The following is a 17,976-nucleotide window of genomic DNA, read 5'->3' as shown; positions in this document are numbered from 1 at the left end:
GTCACCGGCCGATACCCGTGCCGATACCCGCAAGAGCGAAGAACTCGTTTCGGCACCGAGCATCGGTGCGCAAGCTGCCGAGCATGGCCGAGGTGAGTGTGGTCGAGCCGGTCGCCTCGATGCCGCGCAACGTCATACACGTGTGTTCGGCGCGGATCACAACACCGACTGCGCGCGGATGAAGGTGCTCGGTGAGCCAGTCGGCAATCTGTTTGGTCAAACGCTCCTGCACCTGAGGGCGGCAGGCGAAATGCTCGACGACCCGGGCGAGTTTCGATAGCCCGAGGATGCGATCGCCGGGAAGATACCCGACACAAGCGGTCCCGGTAAACGGCAGCATATGGTGCTCACAGAGCGAGCGAAGCGGGATATCGCGCGCCAACACCAGTTCGTCGTAACCCTCGTCGTTGGGGAAGGTAGTGGCCTCAAACGGTTCGGCGGTGACCAGTTCGGCATAGGCCGACGCCATGCGCCGTGGGGTAGCACGTAAGTGCTCGCGATCCACCGGCACACCGAGCGCGCGAAGGAACTCCGCCGCCTGCTCGGCGGCGGAGAGGTTCGGGACCGCGAACTCGGCGTGCCTTAGCGCCAGATGGGAAGTGTTGTGGTTATTCCTTTGCTCCAGCGTGGTCACGTGTTATCGCTGTCCGCGCGGCGCCCCGGAAAGCCCTGGGCGGTCGTAGACCACGCTGAGCCAAGCCAGCGCCAGCGCTGCGATCAAGAGACCGAAGTCACGCAGCGCGATGTCATAACAGCACGGGTATGTCAGTAAATTGACGATGATGGCCGCCAGCCACGCGGCGACCGCGTAGGCCGCATAGCGCGGTTTGACCGCCACCGCGATACCGGCGACGATCTCGATGGCGCCGACGATGTACATCACCGCCTGCGCGGTCAACCCGGCGCCTTTGGCGAGATCGACGATCCATGGAGCCAGGGCTTCCGGCCACTGGGGGTAGAGAACTTTCATGAAACTTGTCGAGGCCCATCCAGATCGGCAGCACCACAAAACCGATGCGCAAGAGCCAGAACGCGGCGTAGGCGGGGTCGCGGCGGATGCGCTGCCAGATGTCGGCGGCATCGCGTGTTCGGGCGACGGTCATCGTGCCTCCTCTAACACTAATATCTATATGTGTTAGACTGCGACGCGCAAGCCCACTTGTCAACGGCGATCGGCATTACATTGAGAGAGTGAAGATCGGTGCTGGTGCTGACCTTGACGCCGTGGCCCGGCTGAGCAGTTTGGCCGACCCGCTGCGGCGCCGGCTGTATGAATACGTTGCATCCTGTGACGAACCGGTGGCCCGCGATGACGCGGCGGCCGCGGCCGGCATCAGCCACAAACTTGCCGCCTATCACCTCGACAAACTGGCTGACGCGGGGATTCTCACCGTCAGTTATGCCCGACCGGCTGGTCGGTCGGGCCCCGGGGCGGGACGCCCCGCCAAGCGGTACCTGCGCGCGCAACAGGAGCTGTGGGCCGGCGTGCCGCCGCGCAATTACGGGCTGCTGGCCGAGCTTCTTGCCAACGCGATAGCCGTCGGCGACTCGGACTCGATGCGCGCCGCGGTGGCAGCCGCGGCGCAGCGGGCCGGGCGGGCCACCAGGGCAGGCCGGGGGGTGCTCTCCGCGCTGCGCGAGTGTGGGTATGAGCCCGTCGAAACATCTGGAGGCGGTATCGAATTGCGCAACTGTCCGTTCGATCGGCTCGCACGCGAACACACCGAGTTGGTCTGCGGGCTCAACCTGCAGCTCATCCGGGGGGTACTCGAAGCCGTCGGCGATCGGCCCGACCGGGCGGCCCTGGCGCCTCGCAACGGTCGCTGCTGTGTCGTGGTGCGCGCCCCCGAGCACCCTCGGAGCAAACCGTCACGCGGCGCGGCCAAGGCGCGCGGGTCGGGTGGCTGAGCACCCACGGCCGATTCGGGAAGGTGAATCTCGCACATGAAGAAGTTCTCTCTCACGGCTTTGGCTCGAGAGCAGCTGGATCGGGCCGCAACCGAACGTAGCGGGCGCAGCGCGTCCACGGTCTTCGGCGGCCATGAGCAAGTCCTGCGCCAGACCGTCATCGCCCTGCGCGAAGGACATGCGCGTACCGATCACGACAATCCGGGTGAGGCGACCTTGCAGGTGCTGACCGGTCGTGTTCGCCTCACCGCCGGCGACATCGAATGGATCGCCAGAGCGGGAGACCTCCTGGTGATTCCTAACGCCAAACACCGTCTCGACGCCTTCGAGGACTCAGCCATCCTGCTGACCGTGGCCAAACGGCCATAGGCAATAGGGCCAACGTGGGAATCCCGAGGCTGCCGGCGCATGACGGCGATCTCACCCGCCGGCCGACAGCCGTGGGCAGCTGCGGCGCGTGGCACGCTTGCCGTCGACGGCACCACCGACCGGATCCATCGCCTGGACCGCATCGAGGGCTCCGAACGGTTACCGTACAGCCTGAAGATCCTGCTGGAGAACCTGCTGCGCAACGAGGACGGTCGGCTGGTCACCGGCGAACAGATTCGCGCACTGGCGGCCTGGGATCCGATGGCCGCGCGGCCGCGAGATCGCATCCACCCCGGCCCGGGTGCTGATGCAAGACGTCACCGGGGTTCCGCGCGTGGTGGACCTGGTTGCGATGGGTGACGCCATTGGTCAACTCGGTGGTGACACACAGCGAATCAATCCGCGCTGTCTCACCGAGTTGGTGATCGACCATTCGGTGATCGGGGATGTTTTCGGGCGCCCGGACGCGTTTTGGATCAACGCCGAGCTGGAGTTCAAGCGCAACGGCGAGCGCTACCAGCTGCTGCGGCGGGCCCAGCAGGCGTTCGCCGACTTCAGTGTGGTGCCGCCGGACACCGGCATCTGCCACCAGGTGAATTTGGAATGCCCGGCCCGGGTCGTGTTCACCCATGACGGACCGGGGGACGCTGGCCTACCCGGACACCCTGGTGGGCACCGATTCGCATAGCCCGATGGGTCAACGGGCTGGGGGTGCCGCGCCAACACCTCAAAAACCTCCCTGGCCCCGGGCTCCCGTGTCGTCACTGACTACTACGAAAAAGCCGGCCTGACACCGTATCTGGATAAGCTACCCGGAGACCAAGATGAACTTCCTGGCCTCCCCACCCCTGGTCGTCGCCTACGCGCTCGCCGGGACCCTGCACACCAATCTGCTGTCCGACCCGCCGGGTGTCGCCGGCACCGGCGAGCCGGTCTATCTGCGCGACATCTGGCCCACGACCGCCGAGATCACCGACGTCATCGACTCGTACCTCAAAGCCGGCATGCTCACCAAGGACTACGCCGGCGTGTTCAGCGGCGACGAGCGCTGGCGTTCACTGCCAATACCTAAAAGTGCTACCTTCCAATGGGATCCGGTATCAACGTATGTGGTCAAACCACCCTACTTCGACGGCATGAGCCGTCAGCCCGAGCCGGTCACCGATATCGTCGGCGCCCGCGTGCCGGCCACGCTGGGCGACTCGGTGACCACCGACCACATCAGCCCGGCGGGATATCCAGCACAGCTGACTCCCCTGCCGGAAAGTACCTGTTGGAACACGGTATTGAGCGCAAGGATTTCAATTCCTATGGGTCGCGGCGCGGTAATCACGAGGTGATGATCCGCGGCACCTTTGCCAACATCCGGCTGCGCAACCAGCTCGCGCCCGACACGAAGGCGGGTGGACACGCGACTTCACCGAGCCGCTCGGCCCGATCGTGACAATCCACGACGCGGCGGCGCACTACAGCCGGGCCGGCACGCCGCTGGTGATTCTCGCCGGCAAAGAATACGGCTCCGGATCCTCCCGCGACTGGGCCGCCAAAGGTACTGCCCTGCCCGGGATACGCGCGGTGATCGCCGAATCCCATGAGCGCATGCACCGCTCGAACCTGGTCGACATGGGGGTGCCGCCGCTGCAATTCCCCGGCGGCCAAAGCGCCGATACCCTTGGGCTGACCGGCGAAGAGACCTTTCACATCACCGGTGTCAGCGCCCTGAACGACTCGGTACCGCACACCGCGCATGTGCGCGCCGGAGACGTGGAGTTCGACGCGGTGGGGCGTATCGACACCCCGGGCGAAGCCGATTACTACCGCCACGGCGGAATCATGCCGTATGTGCTGCGCACAGTGCTCGAAAAGCCCTGGGGTGTCGCGTCACTTCCGCTCATCGCCTTCCCAACCCCAGGCGCGGTGCGGTATATTTCTCCAACAATGCTTGTGCAAAACAGCTTGTGCCGAACATGATGGCGAGGGGCCATTCACCGCGAGCCGGCTAACGACACTGCGAAGAAACCCAGATAAGGAGAAGTCTCATGGCCGAGGGGATGTATCACCCCACCACTCCGGAGGTTCATCAACGCCGCAAGGAACTCGCCCCGCACACCCACGACGCGTTCGAGGCGTTCAGCCGCTCGGTGTTCGCCGAGGGCGCCCTACCGGAGAAGACCAAACAACTCATCGCCGTCGCCGTTGCTCATACCACCCAATGCCCGTACTGCATTCGGGGGCACACCCGCCTCGCCCGCCGCAAAGGAAATAGCGACCAAGAGATCATGGAGGCCATCTGGGTCGCCTCCGAGATGCGCGCCGGAGCCGCCTACGCCCACGCCACACTGGCCTTAGAAGAACTTGCTGAATAACCCAGCGGGCCGCGCATGACAAGCCGACACCCTGCTCCCGCCGGCCCTTCGAATGGAATTCGTGCTTTCTCAAAACGCTTTATAACAACCATGGTCAGCTCTGGCGGCAGAGCCCCCTTCGCCGCACGAAGCGAAAGGAGTTGGGAAGTGCCCGACCGAGCCCACCGAGCCCTATCCGCCATCCTGGAACAGGAGCATCGCGACATCGACAATGGGATAGAGGCTTTCGTTCGGAAGCTCGACGGCGACACCGTCGCGCCGCAGGGGCTGGTTGGGGCACTGGAGGCGTTGCGTCGTCATATCTACCTCGAAGAGGTCTTCCTGTTTCCGCCGATCCGCGAGGCCGGCATGGTGATGCCGATCTTTGTGATGCTGCGCGAGCACGGCGAACTATGGCAGACCATGGATATCCTCGACGATCTGCTCGCTGACGGGGCCGACGGCGAACGGTTGCGGGATGCTTGCCATCGGCTGCTGGACCAGCTTTATCAGCACAACTCGAAAGAAGAGCCGGTCATCTATCCCCACGCCGATACCGTTGTGCCGGCGCCCACGCGCGAGGAATTGGCCCGCTTCCTCGAAACCGGCCGCATCCCCGACGGCTGGGTGTGCCAGCAGGCAGGCTGAGACGTCCTGGTGCCGGCTGCCCCGGCCGCTCAACCGAGCCTGGCATCGACGCTGACGTGCGCACCCGCGAATAACCGCGACACCGGACACAACGCGGCGGCCTGATCCACCGCGGCGGCGAACCCCGCATCGTCGAGACCCGCCACCTGGGCTCTGACGGTCAGCCGGGACGTGGTGATCGTCGGCAGGCCGTCGACCTCGGCCAGGGTCACCGTGGAGGTAACCGCCATCCGCTGCGGGGGCGTATTGTTCTCACCTAACTTCAGCGCCAACGCCATTGCGAAGCACGACGAATGCGCCGCCGCCAACAGCTCCTCCGGGCTGGTCTTTCCGCCGGGTTCTTCGGTCCGGGCGGCCCAGGTCACCTCCAGGCCATCCAGCGCGCCACTGCTCCCCTCCGACAGCTTGCCCAAGCCCGAGCCCAGGGTGCCCTCCCAGGTGACCTTCATGGTCCGCTCCGCGATGCTCATCATCGTCTCCTCGTTAACGCTCTTCGGGCGCGCCAACCGGATGGCACTGCTCCAAATATAACATTTATACAATGTTAATTGTATAAATGTTTCCATCGCCGGTTCCTGGAGCCGGAAAAGGTCATGCGCGGGTAAGAGCCTGGCAGCCGTTCGCCAGCCAGGGAATTACGAGGAATTACGATCATGGACATGGGCACGGCGGGCAATCCCGATGATCGCCATGAGTCGTGGGTGCGGGCCCACGGCGACGATGTGATGGCGGCCGTCGGGCGGGGAGCGGCCCGGTGAAGGTGAAGGAGATTATGACCACCCCGGTGGTGACCGTCGCAGCGGACACACCCCCGCCCGTGGTGGCCGCGGTCTTGCGGGAGCACGGAATCAGCGGCGTGCCGGTGGTGGACGCCTTCGGTGCGGTGGTCGGGCTGCTGAGCGAATACGACCTGCTCGCCCGCCGGGGCGCCACCGCCGCCGAGGTGATGTCCTCGACGGTGATCAGCGTCACCGAGGACACCGACGTCGACGATGTGCGGCACCTGCTCGTCGAACGGCGGATCCATCGAGTTCCGGTGCTGGCCGGGACCCGCCTCATCGGCATCGTCAGCCGCGGCGACGTGGTGGCGCTGCTGGTCCCGGAATGGGTCTGCCAGGTCTGCGGGGAGGCGGCGCGCGGCCCGCAGCCGCCGCGGTCCTGCCCCAAATGCGGCGCCGGAAGCGAGCGGTTCACGCTCCACGAGCCCTCTCCCGGGAGTTAGCCGCGCGGGCCGAACAGTAGGAGACATGCGCATGGTCGAGACTTCACCAACAGCGGCGAGCTCAGCGGCCAGGACCGGTGAGCACTCGCTGCGCGAAGAACCGGCGGTGCTGCGGGGGTACTACCGGCAGATGATGCTGGTCCGCGTCTTTGAGCAGCGCGCCGCGGAGATGTACACCAAAGCCAAGATTGGCGGGTACTGCCACCTCAATCTCGGCGAGGAAGCCACCGTCGTCGGGCTGATGGCGGCGCTGCGGCCCACCGATTACCTGTTCGCGACCTATCGCGATCACGGCTATGCCCTGGCCCGCGGCGCCGAACCCGCCCGCGTCATGGCCGAGCTCTTCGGGCGTGCCACCGGTCTGTCCGGCGGGCGGGGAGGTTCCATGCACCTGTTCGACGCGGCCCACCGGCTGCTGGGCGGCTACGCCATCGTCGGCGGCCAGATTCCGCCGGCCACCGGGGCCGCGCTCGCACTGGCCTACCACAATGACCCGGGCCCGGATTGCGACGCCGTGATGTGCTTGCTCGGCGACGGCGCGACCAATATCGGCGCCTTTCACGAGTGCCTCAACCTCGCCGCCGTGTGGCGACTGCCCATCGTGTACGTCGTTGTCAACAACGGCCTGGGCATGGGCACGCCGGTCGAGGCCGCCTCCGCTGAGCCGGAGCTGTACAAGCGCGGCTGCTCCTACCGCATTCCCGGGCAGCGCGTAGACGGCAACGACGTGCTGGCCGTGCGGGACGCCGCCCGCGGGGCGCTGGATCGCGCCCGCGCCGAGCACCAGCCGATGCTGCTGGAAGCCGTCAGCGAACGGCTGCGCGGGCACTCGGTGGTTGACCCGGACCGCTACCGCAGCGAGGAAGACAAACAGCGGCTGCGCGCCGCCGACCCGGTGCCGGCGTTTCGGGCGCGGCTCATCGACGCCGGTGTGCTCGACGCCGACAGCGCAGCGGCAATCGACGCCGAGGTCGAGCAGACCGTCGCCCAGGCCATCGACGACGCCGACCGCGCCCCGGCGCCCGCGGTGGAATCGCTGTTCGACGGCCTGTACGCCACCCCGGTGGCCAACCTCTACCGCGGCCGGCCCGGCGACCCGGTGGTGCCCGCATGACGCTGATCAGCTACCGCCAGGCGCTGCACGACACGCTGCGCGCGGAGTTGCTGCGCGACGAGAACGTGCTGCTCATCGGCGAGGAAATCGGCGTCTTCGAGGGCTCCTACAAGATCACCGCCGGGCTGCTGGCCGAGTTTGGCCCGCGCCGGGTGCGCGACACCCCCATCTGTGAGGAGGGCTTCGTCGGCGCGGCGATCGGCGCGGCCATGCTGGGTCTGCGCCCGGTCGTGGAGATCATGACGATCAACTTCAGCCTGCTGGCCATCGACCAGATCGTCAACCACGCCGCGAAGATGCACGCGATGTTCGCCGGGCAAACGCGGGTACCGCTGGTGATCCGCACCCCCGGCGGTGGCGGCCAGCAGTTGGCCGCCACCCACTCGCAGAACCTGGAAGTCTGGTATGCCCACGTGCCGGGATTGAAGGTGGTCGCGCCGGCCACCCCAGCCGATGCCAAGGGCCTGCTGACCGCGGCCATCCGCGACGATGACCCGGTGCTCGTGGTGGAGAACCTCGCGTTGTACAACACCACCGGTGAGGTGCCCGACGGCGAGCACGTGGTCGATATCGGTACCGCCGCGGTGATGAAACCCGGTACCGACATCACCGTCGTCGCCTATTCCCGCGCCGCCGTCGTCGCCCTGGGTGTGGCCGAGCGGCTCCAGGCCGACGGCATCTCGGTGGAGGTGATCGACCTGCGCAGCCTGCGCCCGCTGGACCGGGCCACCATCTGCGCCTCGGTGCGCAAGACCAGCCGGGCCGTGGTGCTCGAAGACGATTGGCTGTCTTACGGTGTGGGCGCGGAGGTCGCCGCCACCATCGCCGAGGGCGCCTTTGACTATTTGGATGCCCCGATCCGGCGCGTCGCGGCTGCCGAAGTTCCGCTGCCCTATGCCAAACCGCTGGAATTGGCCGCCTTGCCCGACGCCGCCGCGCTGACCCGCGTCATCCACGAAACCCTTGACGCCAGCGGGTTTTCCGCCCCGGAGGTAACCCATGCCTGAGGTGCTGATGCCCCGTTTGTCGGACACCATGCAAGAGGGAGTCATCGGCAGCTGGCTCAAACACCAAGGCGACCCGGTGCACAAGGGCGACGTGCTAGCCGAGATCGAAACCGACAAGGCCACCATGGAGCTGGAGGCCTACGACGAGGGAATCCTCACCCGGATCCTGGTGGCTGAAGGCACCACCGTGCCGATCGGCACCCCCATCGCGGTGATCGACTCGACCATGGGCGCGCCCGGGGCCGCCGCCGAAACCCCATCGGCCCCCGCCGCACCGGGCGCACCCACCGCACCGCGATCGGCCCCGCCCGCCGCGCCCCCGCCGGGCCCCGCACCCGCCGACACGGCGGTGCGCGCGACCCCGCTGGTGCGCCGGCTGGCCCGCGAGCACGGGATCGACCTGGCCACCATCACTGGCAGCGGCCCCGAGGGGCGGATCATCCGTGCCGATATCGACAAGGCGATCGCCGCGGCGTCCGCCGCTCAGCCGGCAGCCCGGCCAGCGCCCGTGACACCGCCGGCCCAGGCGGGCCCGGACACCGAGGAGATTCCGTTGACCCGGGTGCGCCGGCTCACCGCCCAGCGCCTTGCCGAAAGCGCCCGCCAGGCACCGCACTTCTATCTCACCCGCGTCGTGCATGCCGACGCTTTGCTGGCCTTTCGCTCCCAGATCAACGCCGAGCTGGCGGCCACGGGCATCAAGGTCAGCGTCACCGACCTGCTGGTCAAAGCGTGCGCTCAGGCGCTCATCACGCATCCCGAGGTCAACTCCTCCTGGGGCGAGACCCGGCTGCTGCGCCATCGCCGCGTCCACATCGGTGTGGCCGTCGCCGTGGCCGACGGGCTGATTGTCCCGGTTCTGCATGACGCCGACCGCAAGACCCTCTCCCAGCTCAGCCGCGAGGCCCACGCGCTGGCGGAACGCGCCCGCAGCGGCCGGCTTTCGCTCGAGGAGATCAGCGGCGCGACCTTCACCATCAGCAACCTCGGCATGTACGGTGTCGACCAGTTCACCGCCGTCATCAATCCGCCGCAGGCGGCCATCCTGGCGGTGGGCGCGGCGACCGAGAGTCCCATCGTCCGCGACGGCCGGTTGACCGTAGGCACCACCCTGGCGCTTACCCTGGCCATCGACCATCGCGTCCTCGACGGCGCCACCGGCGCGCAGTTTCTCGCCGATCTGACCACGCTGCTGCAGCACCCCACCCGCATCGTGTTGTGAGCGCTGCGGTAGGCGGCCGAGCATCCGCGCATCCCCCCACCCGCGCCACCGGCCGTCAATCCTGCACCCGCAGCACCTCGTCGAGTGGCCGCCGCGGCGTTGGGGGCGGCGGCTCTTCGGTGGCGGGCGCCACGCCCACGCGGATGAAGATTTGGGGCATGGTGTCGCGCCCCAGGCACGCCTCGATCATCTCCCGGGTGACCTGCAGCTCGGTGATGTGGGTTACCGGGCAGGTGGCCAGGCCGGCCATTGTGCATTCCAGCAGAACGCCGGAGAGGGCTTCTCCGGTGGCCAATGCGGCGGCGCGGCTGTCCTCGCCGGTGGATAGCAGCAGAATCGTCGAGTTGTCTTCCGCGACTTCGGTGCGCCTCTCGGCATGGTGCGCCACCGGGAACTCCCGCCGCACGTCAACCCGCTCACCCTCGGCCGCCGACACCAGCGAACTGTACGGGATGCCCTCTGATGCTTCGAAAGGCGCTGTCCACCAGGAAAGTTCGTTATGATAGGTGGAGTCATAAAGGCGCAGCGAATCGGCGAGGCGGGAGGCGTCCGCCAGGCACGAGCGCATGTCCTCGGGCAGCACGTCTAACTGCACGGTATCGCCGTCGACGGCCGTGCGCAGCAGCGGCTCGAGCGCTTGCCAGTCGCTGGGTGCCATGAACGGCAACCGGTCGGTGCGACGCATTAAAATCGCGTCGGCGCGGTGGCGCTGCGCGGCGGTCACAGGCCGCGCCGGAATGAAGCGAACCGACGCCAGATGATTCGGATCCGTGGGATCCGGGAACCGGTCGATCTGTGCCTGCCAGCCGGATGCGGCCATCGCCACCCGAAGGTGATCCAGCGCCGCGCCGCAACCGATCACCGCCTGCCGGCCCGACCCGTCGGAGGTCATCACCCGGCTCGGGTCCAAAAGCAGGTGGACCGCGGCGCCCGCCAGGACCCACAGCCACGGCTGGGCGTTATAATGCGACGGCGCGCGGCAGGCCAACCGCACCCCATCTTTGATGACGTCAATCGCCGGGCTCGTGGCAGCCATCTGGACCTCCGATTCTCGCCTGCCGTAAGTTTCCTCCGAAACCGGCCGCGGCGGCAGGGCAATTGGTCCTCGGCGCAATGCCATTGGGCCCTGTTCGGCTGAGGGCCCGACTACGGCTCAACGACGTTCGATTATCGCACCGGCGATGTCGTGTAACACTTCGGGGTGTCTCAAAAACGGGGTGATGATGTCGACCGGCAGCGGAAACACCACGGTCGAGTTCTGGTCCGCGCCCAGCTCCAGCAGGGTTTGCAAATAGCGCAATTGAAGCGATGCCGGGTTTTTCGACAACGTTTCGGCGGCTTCACGCAGTTCCTCGGAGGCCTGCAGCTCCCCGCGGGCGTTGATGACTTTAGCTCGGCGTTCCCGTTCAGCCTCGGCTTCGCGGGCCATCGCCCGCTGCATCGACTCGGGGATCTCGACGTCTTTGATCTCGACCACCCGCACTTGCACCCCCCAGGGCTCGGTCTGCTTTTCGATGACGGCCCGCAGGTCGGTGTTGAGATCTTCCCGGTGCGCCAGCAGGGTGTCCAGGTCGGCCCTGCCAAGCAGCGACCGTAGCGTCGTCTGGGCGATCTGCGAGGTAGCGACCGCATAATTCTCCACCGCGAGAATCGCTTTCAGCGGATCCACCACCTGAAACATCACCACGGCGTTCACCCGGGCGGGCACGTTGTCGCGGGTGATCACCTCTTGCGGCGGGATGGTCAGCGTGACAACCCGTTGGTCGACGCGGATCATCTTATCCACCAACGGAATCAGAAGCCTCAGGCCGGGCCCGTACAGCGGCCTGATGTGACCCATCCGAAACACCACCCCGCGCTCGTATTCGCGCAGCACTACCAGTGCGACGAACGACAACGCGACCAACACCGCCACCGCCGTGGCGGCCACGCCGATCACCACGGCGCTCACCGTCGATCTTTCGGATCCTCCCACCCGCCGCCCCAGCGGGTGGAGTACCGGTCGATGGCGGCGGCGGCCTGATCCTCCAGGCCGTTGCGGTGCGGCAGATGCTCGGGCGCGTTCGACGGCGTATCCCACAGGTGCCGCGCCAGCGGCAGTCCCGCAATCAGCACCACCAAGACGGTGACGAGCAGCAGCAGCGCGTCGGCGGTCCCGTGGTGACCGATCAGCATCGCCAGCGGCATCACCACGCCCAGGCCGGCCACCGAGCAGGCGATACCGCGGTGGAAGCGGCCCGCGTCCGAATGCGGCCACGGATCGATCTCGCGGCTGATCTCCCGGCCGTGATCCGACGTCGTACAGGCGGGCTTGACCGGGCAGCTGTTGCACACCACCGGCGACGCCCGGTAGCGCAGCACCCGGTGCGCCGGATCGAACGATGTCGGCCACAGCCAGTGGTCCTGCGGGCACACCCAGGCGTCGTGATCCGGGTGGTAGCGAAAACCACCGGTGCGCCACCGCGCGGCGCGCCGCGAAATCCGGCGCGCCATCTCGTCGAAGCCCCACCCCAGCGCGACCAGAGCCAGCGCGTACCCGCTGACCAGCCACACCGACACCGCGGGTGCGCCCATGCCTCACTCCTTCGCCGGGGCCGCCGCGCCGGCGCGGGCGCCGGCCTCGGTGTACAGCGGATGCTCGGGCAATTCCCGGGCGGTTGATCCCGAGCGGAAATTACGCAGGGCCGTCCACGCGATCCACATGAACGGCACCACGCCGCCGGCGATGAAGATCACATCGCCGGGCAATCGCATCCACTCCAGCAACGCATTGCCCGGCCTGGTGATATAACCCAGCGACCGCGCCTCGAAATAGCCGTCGTTGACCGCGTGATACAGCTGCAGCACCCCCAACGGTAGCAGGGTGGCGAACACCATCCAGGCCAAGCCGATGTTCAGCGACCAGAAGCACAGTCGCGCCCATTTCTCCGGCCACTTCTCCGGCGGGATCACGTAGCGGAACGCGAACATCGCCAGCCCGACGGCGAGCATTCCATACACCCCCATCATCGCCGCATGCCCGTGGTTAGCGGTCAGCGCGGTGCCGATCTGGTAGTAAGACACCACCGGCAGGTTGATCAAAAACCCGAAGATTCCCGCGCCCAAGAAGTTCCAGAATCCGACCGCGACCAGGAACATCACCGCCCAGCGGTGCGGGAACGGCCGGGCGTCGCCGGCCTGCTGGCGCGACCCCAGCTGCAGAAACGCCCACGCCTCCACCGTCAGGAAGGTCAGCGGAATCACCTCGGCGGCCGAAAAGAACGCCCCCAGCGCCATGTGCTCCACCGGGGTGCCGGAGAAATACAGGTGATGCATGGTGCCGATCACCCCGCCGGCCGAGTACAAGATGATGTCCAGGTAGATCACGCCCAGCGCGACCCGTTCGCGCACCACCCCCAGCAAAACGAAGATGTAGGCCACCATCACCGTGGTAAACAGCTCCAAAAAGTCCTCGACCCACAGGTGCACCACCCAGAACCGCCAGAAGTCGGCGGCCGTGTAGTGGGTGCCGCTGCTGGCCAAAAGCCCGATCGTGTAAAACGTCGGGATCGCCAACCCGGCGAAGAAGAACATCCACGGCATGTTCATCTTCGATTCCCCGTGCAGCCGGGCCCGCATTCCCCGCCAGATGATCGCGATCCATAAAAACATGCCGACCACCAGCAGGATCTGCCACAGCCGCGGCAGATCCAGATACTCCCACTGCTGGCTGAACAGCGTTCCCGCCGGAATAACGCCGTAGATGGACAGCGCCTCGCTGATCAGCGAGCCGAAGACCACCACCGCGACCGCGCCCAGCAACCCGTAGACCAGCCAGGCCTGCCGTCGCGGCTCACGGCGCGCGATGAAGGGCACCAGAAAGATGCCGCCGGCCAGAAACGAGGCCGCGGTCCAGAACAACGTCAACTGCACATGCCAGGTGCGCGCCAGGTTGAACGGCAGCAGCCGGGCCAGGTCCAGCCCGAAGAAATTACTCAGGTCCGCCCGGTAGTGCTCGGCGGCCGCGCCCAGCAGGGTCTGCGCGAAAAACAGTACCGACACGATCGCGAAAAACCAGACCGCGGCCCGCTGCGCCGGGGTCAGGCTCACCTCGCCGGGCTCGCGAAACGACAACGTGGTCGCCTCGGCGCTGTGCCAGCCCACCTGCTGGCTCCAGCGGCCATAGACGGCCAACATCACCCCGATGCCGCCCAGCAGCGCGACCAGCGACAGCGCCGACCAGACGATCAGCTGCGCGGTCGGACCGTTGTCCACCCGCTGCTCGGGTGGCCAGTTGTTGGTGTAGCTGTAGTCATGGCCGGGCCGCAGCGCCGCCGACGCCCAGGCAGTCCATGCGAAAAACGCTGTCAAGTCATGGATTTGAGCCTCGCCGGTGATCGCTCGCGGCCGCAGGCCGTATTTGGTGGAGTTCTCGCCGAAATACGCCGCGTAGTGGCGTCGAATGTCGTCAAACGCCCGGGCCTGCTTGTCGGTGAACACCAGAGTTTTGGTGCTCGGGTTGTAGCGGTTGGTGCGAAATTCGCTGACCACCAGGTCACGCGGGTCGGCCACGCCCTCCGCGCGCCATTGGGCGGCGACATCGTCGGTGGCCAGGCGCAGATACTCCGCGGTGTAGTCGGGTCCGAGGTAGGCGCCATGCCCGAGCACCGACCCGTATTCCATCAGGCCGTGAGCCTGGTAGAGCTCCTGCCCGCGGGTAATCTGCGGGCCGGTGAACAGCACCTCACCGGACGGGCTGACCACCTTGTCCGGCAGCGGCATCGAGGCGCTGTAGGTGCGATAGACCAGGATGCCCATCACCAGGAAACCGAAGATCAGCACCAGCGCCACGCCCTGGATCCAGCCCTTGCCGATCAGCGGTTGCGAGGTTGCCGCCCCGGGGTGCCGTGCCTGCGCTGCCTCGGATGCCATCGCGTGTCCTTTCGCCGACAAGTGGCCCAGTTCCCAGAATTTAACTCATTGTCGACACGCGAAATTCGGTGGCACCGCTGGCGCGTGCTCGGCCGCCGGGGGAGCGGCGGGAAGCCGCGAGCCGGGGGGCGGTATTCGCCGCCGGCGCCGCGGCATAGCGTGGACGTTGTCGCAGATCCCCGTGAGCCAAGGAACCGCACACAGATGAGCAACGCGCATACCCGCAGGTCGGTGGTCGTCGGGATCGACGGCTCGCAAGCGGCTCTCGCCGCAGCGCAGTGGGCGGTCGATGAAGCCGTTAGCCGCGATGTCCCGCTGCGGCTGATCCATGTGATCCCCGACCGGGCCCAGCCGGAGGCGGCCCCGCCTGCGCAGGGCAAGCGCCTGGAACTCGAATACGGGGAGGCCGCGCTGCGCAGCGCCGCTGCTGCGGTGGCGGCGGTGGCGCAACCCGTCACGGTGGAGACCGTGATTGAACGCGGCAGTCCGGTGGCCGTGCTGATCGCCGAATCCCGCCACGCCGACATGGTGTGTGTCGGCTCGGTGGGCATCGGGCGCTTCGCCCGCGGACCGCTGGGATCCACCGCCGCCGAGCTGGCGCGGTCAGCCCGGTGTCCAGTCGCCATCATCCGTGGCACGGGGCGGCCCGATGCGGATAGCGGCTGGATCGTGGTCTCGGTCCAGGCCTCTTCCCCCACGGCTTCCCCCGACGCCGACGACGTAATTGCGCACGCGATGGAGGAAGCCCAGCGGCGCCACGCGCCGGTGCTTGCCATCGGGGAGCTGCCGGGTGACGGGCACGAGGCACCCGACCAGCTGGACAGCCGACTGCGGGCCTGGGGCCGACGCTACCCCGGCGTGCACGTCTACCCCGTTGGCGCGCGCACCGGAATCACCGAATTCCTCGCCGGCAACGAGGAGCGGGTCCAGCTTGCCGTGATCGGCAGCTCTGAGGCGGATCAGGTCGGCGAGCTAATCGGCCAGGCTATTCTCGGCCGACCGGAGTGCTCGGTGCTTGTCGTCCGTTCCTGACCCGGCAACCCATTCGACCACGTCGCCTAGTGGGCGCCGCGGAGTCGCCGGTAACGGGTCGGCGTTGACGGGGGCCCAACCCACGCGCAGCAGCATCTGCGGGAACCCGCTCATCCCGAAGACCTCGGCCCGCACGGCATCTCGTGTTTCGGGGATCTGCAGTGGCTCGGTGACCGGGCAACTCGCCAAGCCGAGCGCGGTCGCGCTCAGCAGCACCAGGCTGGTGGCCTCGCCGGCGCGCAGCCGCGCCAGCGGACTGTCGTCTTTGGTGCCCAGCGCCAACACCACGGCGTTGTCGGCGGCGGGGTCGGTTCCCGGGGGCTGCGCCAGCGCAGGACCGGCGAACAGCCGTGGTGGTAGCGGCGCGGCCGGGTCGGGTGCCGGTGTGTTGCGGGCGGGCACCCCGGCCAGTGACGCGTACCGCCCGCTCCAGGTGGTCAGCTCCGTGAGGTAATCGTAATCCCTCGCATGCCGCCATACTGCCTGCGCCACAATGCTTTGCAACCGGGGCAGTGACTCGATTTGGCGCAGCATCACACCGGCGCGTGCGGCGCGCGCACCCATCAGGACGATGGCGTTGGCAGGCACGGGCCACGAGCTGTAACGGCGTCGGTCGGTGCGCCGCCGCGGGATCGCCGCCGCCAGCGTGATATCGAGCTCGTGGGCGGGTTGGCGATAGACCTCCACGGCGGCAAGGTGTTCGGGCTCGTCAGGGGTGGGTAGGCGGTGGATTTTTGCTTGCCAGCCGAGAGCCGCCAACGCGACCACGCAATGGTGCAGGGCGATGCCGCAGCTCAACATCAGATCCCGGCAGTCGGGGTCGGTGCGGGGCAGACGCCGGCCCGGGTCGGCATACAGGTGCAGGCTTTCGTCGCCCACCCGCCACCGCCAGGGCTGGGTGTTATGCACCGAGGGTGCCCGGATCGCCAGGGATAAGGCCGCCTCGACCGTTTCGCGGTCCGGAAACGAGGCGCTCATCGGCATGACCGCTTTCTGTAGTCCAACAAACACTCTTGATTCAGGATCCCGCGGCCGCTGCCGGGTCCCTAGAGCAGAAAGACCTCACTTGAGAGGACTTCTTGACTACCGCAGGTTGTCGCTGAATTAGCGTTGCATTGGGGCCCAATGGCCCCCCGGTCGGTGACGAATGCCCTCTAAGCCAGCGTATCTCGCTGCGATACGCTCTGCGAAGTCGCAACCGAATTACTGCGGCGACGATCTGGGGCGAAACGGAGAAAGCATGCCGTCGGGAAACACGGATGTGGGCATCGTCGTCGGAGTCGACGACTCACCGGCGGCCAAGGTGGCGGTGTATTGGGCGGCACGCGATGCCGAGTTGCGACACCTCCCGCTGACGCTTGTCCACGCGGTCTCTCCGAACTTGGCTACCTGGCTGGATGTCCCGTTGCCCCCCGGCTTGGCGCGATGGCAGCAAGACCATGGCCGCCGCTTGCTCGATGACGCGGCCAAGGTCGTTGCCGAGGCGTGCCGGTCGGGAGGACCGGCCGGCGTACGTACCGAACTCTTGTCGTCCCCGGCCGTTCCCGCGTTGCTCGACCTGTCCAAAAACGCCGAGTTGGTGGTGACGGGCTCCCGCGGCACGGGCAGGTGGCCGGGCCGGCTGCTCGGGTCGGTCAGTTCCGGGCTGATCCGCCACGCGGCCTGTCCGGTGGGGATCGTCCACGACGAGGATCCGTTGATGCCCCACCCCGCTCAGGCGCCGGTGTTGGTCGGAATTGACGGCTCGTCGGCATCCGAGCTGGCCACCGCGATCGCGTTCGATGAGGCCTCGCGGCGCAACGTGGCGCTAGTCGCTTTGCACGCATGGAGCGATACCGATGTCTCCGAATGGCCGGGAATCGACTGGCCGGCAACACAACCGATGGCCGAAGAGGTGCTCGCCGAGCGCCTGGCCGGTTGGCGGGAACGTTACCCCGATGTGAGCGTGCGTCGTGTCGTGGTCCGCGATCAGCCGGCGCGTCAACTCATCGAGCGATCCGAGGACGCTCAGCTGGTCGTGGTCGGTAGCCGCGGCCGGGGCGGCTTCGCCGGGATGCTGGTGGGTTCGGTCAGCGAAACGGTCGCCCAGTTCGCGCGCATGCCGGTGATCGTGGCACGCGAATCACCCACATAGCCAAGCGCAAATCGGTCGCAGGAGGCCAACAGGCGGGCCAAGGAGATTTCGGGCGCTGTTGGTC

Annotated in this window: 18 protein-coding genes and 2 pseudogenes; 12 read left to right on the top strand and 8 right to left on the bottom strand. The window is 67.2% G+C overall.

Annotated elements, in window-relative coordinates; translation table 11 throughout:
- Position 1 precedes the first annotated feature (1 nt).
- Both folE and MSM1_RS13675 read right to left on the bottom strand, forming a co-directional pair.
- Positions 2–592 carry a GTP cyclohydrolase I FolE gene (gene folE / locus MSM1_RS13680; RefSeq protein ID WP_213444419.1) on the bottom strand — a complete coding sequence of 197 codons (591 nt, stop codon included), beginning with the start codon at positions 590–592 and terminating at the stop codon, positions 2–4.
- Between the two features lie 45 nt (positions 593–637).
- Positions 638–1,103: pseudogene (locus MSM1_RS13675) on the bottom strand (hypothetical protein).
- An 88-nt stretch (positions 1,104–1,191) separates the two neighbouring features.
- Here MSM1_RS13675 and MSM1_RS13670 point away from each other — a divergent pair.
- The 6 genes and pseudogenes from MSM1_RS13670 to MSM1_RS13650 all read left to right on the top strand — a co-directional run bounded on the left by MSM1_RS13670 (position 1,192) and on the right by MSM1_RS13650 (position 5,270).
- A complete protein-coding gene (locus MSM1_RS13670; protein WP_307857396.1) occupies positions 1,192–1,908 on the top strand; it encodes a helix-turn-helix domain-containing protein in 717 nt (238 codons plus the stop codon).
- A 36-nt stretch (positions 1,909–1,944) separates the two neighbouring features.
- On the top strand, positions 1,945–2,277 hold the full coding sequence (locus MSM1_RS13665) for a cupin domain-containing protein (protein WP_213443167.1): 333 nt from the start codon (positions 1,945–1,947) through the stop codon (positions 2,275–2,277).
- Positions 2,278–2,316: 39 nt separating this feature from the next.
- Positions 2,317–2,637 (top strand): hypothetical protein, encoded by a 321-nt coding sequence (locus MSM1_RS22995; protein WP_236056379.1) that lies wholly within the window; start codon positions 2,317–2,319, stop codon positions 2,635–2,637.
- Positions 2,600–4,137: pseudogene (locus MSM1_RS22475) on the top strand (aconitase family protein); the annotation flags it as partial. The gene MSM1_RS22995 and the pseudogene MSM1_RS22475, both read left to right, overlap by 38 nt.
- Positions 4,138–4,316: 179 nt before the next feature.
- Entirely contained in the window at positions 4,317–4,643 is a 327-nt protein-coding gene (locus MSM1_RS13655) for a carboxymuconolactone decarboxylase family protein (RefSeq protein WP_213443165.1), read from the top strand.
- Positions 4,644–4,790: 147 nt separating this feature from the next.
- The gene (locus MSM1_RS13650; protein ID WP_307857395.1) at positions 4,791–5,270 is read left to right on the top strand and encodes a hemerythrin domain-containing protein; all 480 of its coding nucleotides are present in this window, start codon (positions 4,791–4,793) and stop codon (positions 5,268–5,270) included.
- A gap of 29 nt (positions 5,271–5,299) precedes the next feature.
- Here MSM1_RS13650 and MSM1_RS13645 read toward each other — a convergent pair whose 3' ends face one another.
- Entirely contained in the window at positions 5,300–5,740 is a 441-nt protein-coding gene (locus MSM1_RS13645) for an OsmC family peroxiredoxin (RefSeq protein WP_213444416.1), read from the bottom strand.
- A gap of 302 nt (positions 5,741–6,042) precedes the next feature.
- Here MSM1_RS13645 and MSM1_RS13640 point away from each other — a divergent pair, with 302 nt between their 5' ends.
- The 4 genes from MSM1_RS13640 to MSM1_RS13625 are packed head-to-tail and all read left to right on the top strand — an operon-like array spanning position 6,043 to position 9,835.
- Positions 6,043–6,492, top strand: coding sequence for a CBS domain-containing protein (locus MSM1_RS13640; RefSeq protein ID WP_213443161.1), 450 nt, complete (start codon positions 6,043–6,045; stop codon positions 6,490–6,492).
- A 31-nt stretch (positions 6,493–6,523) separates the two neighbouring features.
- Positions 6,524–7,606, top strand: coding sequence for a pyruvate dehydrogenase (acetyl-transferring) E1 component subunit alpha (gene pdhA, locus MSM1_RS13635; protein ID WP_213443158.1), 1,083 nt, complete (start codon positions 6,524–6,526; stop codon positions 7,604–7,606).
- Positions 7,603–8,613 (top strand): alpha-ketoacid dehydrogenase subunit beta, encoded by a 1,011-nt coding sequence (locus tag MSM1_RS13630; RefSeq protein WP_213443156.1) that lies wholly within the window; start codon positions 7,603–7,605, stop codon positions 8,611–8,613. The genes pdhA and MSM1_RS13630 overlap by 4 nt, the downstream gene beginning before the upstream one ends.
- Positions 8,606–9,835, top strand: a complete 1,230-nt coding sequence (locus MSM1_RS13625; protein WP_213443154.1) for a dihydrolipoamide acetyltransferase family protein — start codon at positions 8,606–8,608, stop codon at positions 9,833–9,835. The genes MSM1_RS13630 and MSM1_RS13625 overlap by 8 nt, the downstream gene beginning before the upstream one ends.
- Positions 9,836–9,890: 55 nt before the next feature.
- Here the strand turns inward: MSM1_RS13625 and MSM1_RS13620 are convergent, their stop codons facing one another.
- From MSM1_RS13620 to MSM1_RS13605, 4 genes are all read right to left on the bottom strand, one after another.
- A complete protein-coding gene (locus tag MSM1_RS13620) occupies positions 9,891–10,871 on the bottom strand; it encodes an NAD(P)H nitroreductase (protein ID WP_213443152.1) in 981 nt (326 codons plus the stop codon).
- Between the two features lie 117 nt (positions 10,872–10,988).
- Positions 10,989–11,786 carry a slipin family protein gene (locus MSM1_RS13615; RefSeq protein ID WP_213443150.1) on the bottom strand — a complete coding sequence of 266 codons (798 nt, stop codon included), beginning with the start codon at positions 11,784–11,786 and terminating at the stop codon, positions 10,989–10,991.
- Positions 11,783–12,409, bottom strand: coding sequence for a hypothetical protein (locus tag MSM1_RS13610; RefSeq protein ID WP_213443148.1), 627 nt, complete (start codon positions 12,407–12,409; stop codon positions 11,783–11,785). Before MSM1_RS13610 ends, MSM1_RS13615 begins: the two co-directional genes overlap by 4 nt.
- 3 nt (positions 12,410–12,412) lie before the next feature.
- Complete coding sequence (locus MSM1_RS13605) at positions 12,413–14,746, bottom strand: nitric-oxide reductase large subunit (RefSeq protein ID WP_213443146.1); 2,334 nt, start codon at positions 14,744–14,746, stop codon at positions 12,413–12,415.
- Between the two features lie 204 nt (positions 14,747–14,950).
- On the opposite strand from MSM1_RS13605, the gene MSM1_RS13600 reads away from it, so the two are divergent.
- A complete protein-coding gene (locus MSM1_RS13600; protein WP_213443144.1) occupies positions 14,951–15,778 on the top strand; it encodes a universal stress protein in 828 nt (275 codons plus the stop codon).
- Here the strand turns inward: MSM1_RS13600 and MSM1_RS13595 are convergent.
- Positions 15,719–16,756, bottom strand: coding sequence for a nitroreductase family protein (locus MSM1_RS13595; protein WP_213443142.1), 1,038 nt, complete (start codon positions 16,754–16,756; stop codon positions 15,719–15,721). The two genes, MSM1_RS13600 and MSM1_RS13595, sit on opposite strands and share 60 nt — an antisense overlap.
- A 262-nt stretch (positions 16,757–17,018) precedes the next feature.
- On the opposite strand from MSM1_RS13595, the gene MSM1_RS13590 reads away from it, so the two are divergent.
- Positions 17,019–17,912, top strand: a complete 894-nt coding sequence (locus MSM1_RS13590; protein ID WP_213443140.1) for a universal stress protein — start codon at positions 17,019–17,021, stop codon at positions 17,910–17,912.
- Positions 17,913–17,976 lie beyond the last annotated feature (64 nt).

It is taken from the genome of Mycobacterium sp. SM1, from assembly GCF_018361265.1.
In the GTDB taxonomy this organism is placed as follows: Bacteria; Actinomycetota; Actinomycetes; order Mycobacteriales; family Mycobacteriaceae; genus Mycobacterium.
Note: the sequence above shows the minus strand (reverse complement) of the source record. Positions and strands in the feature narration are given on the sequence as shown.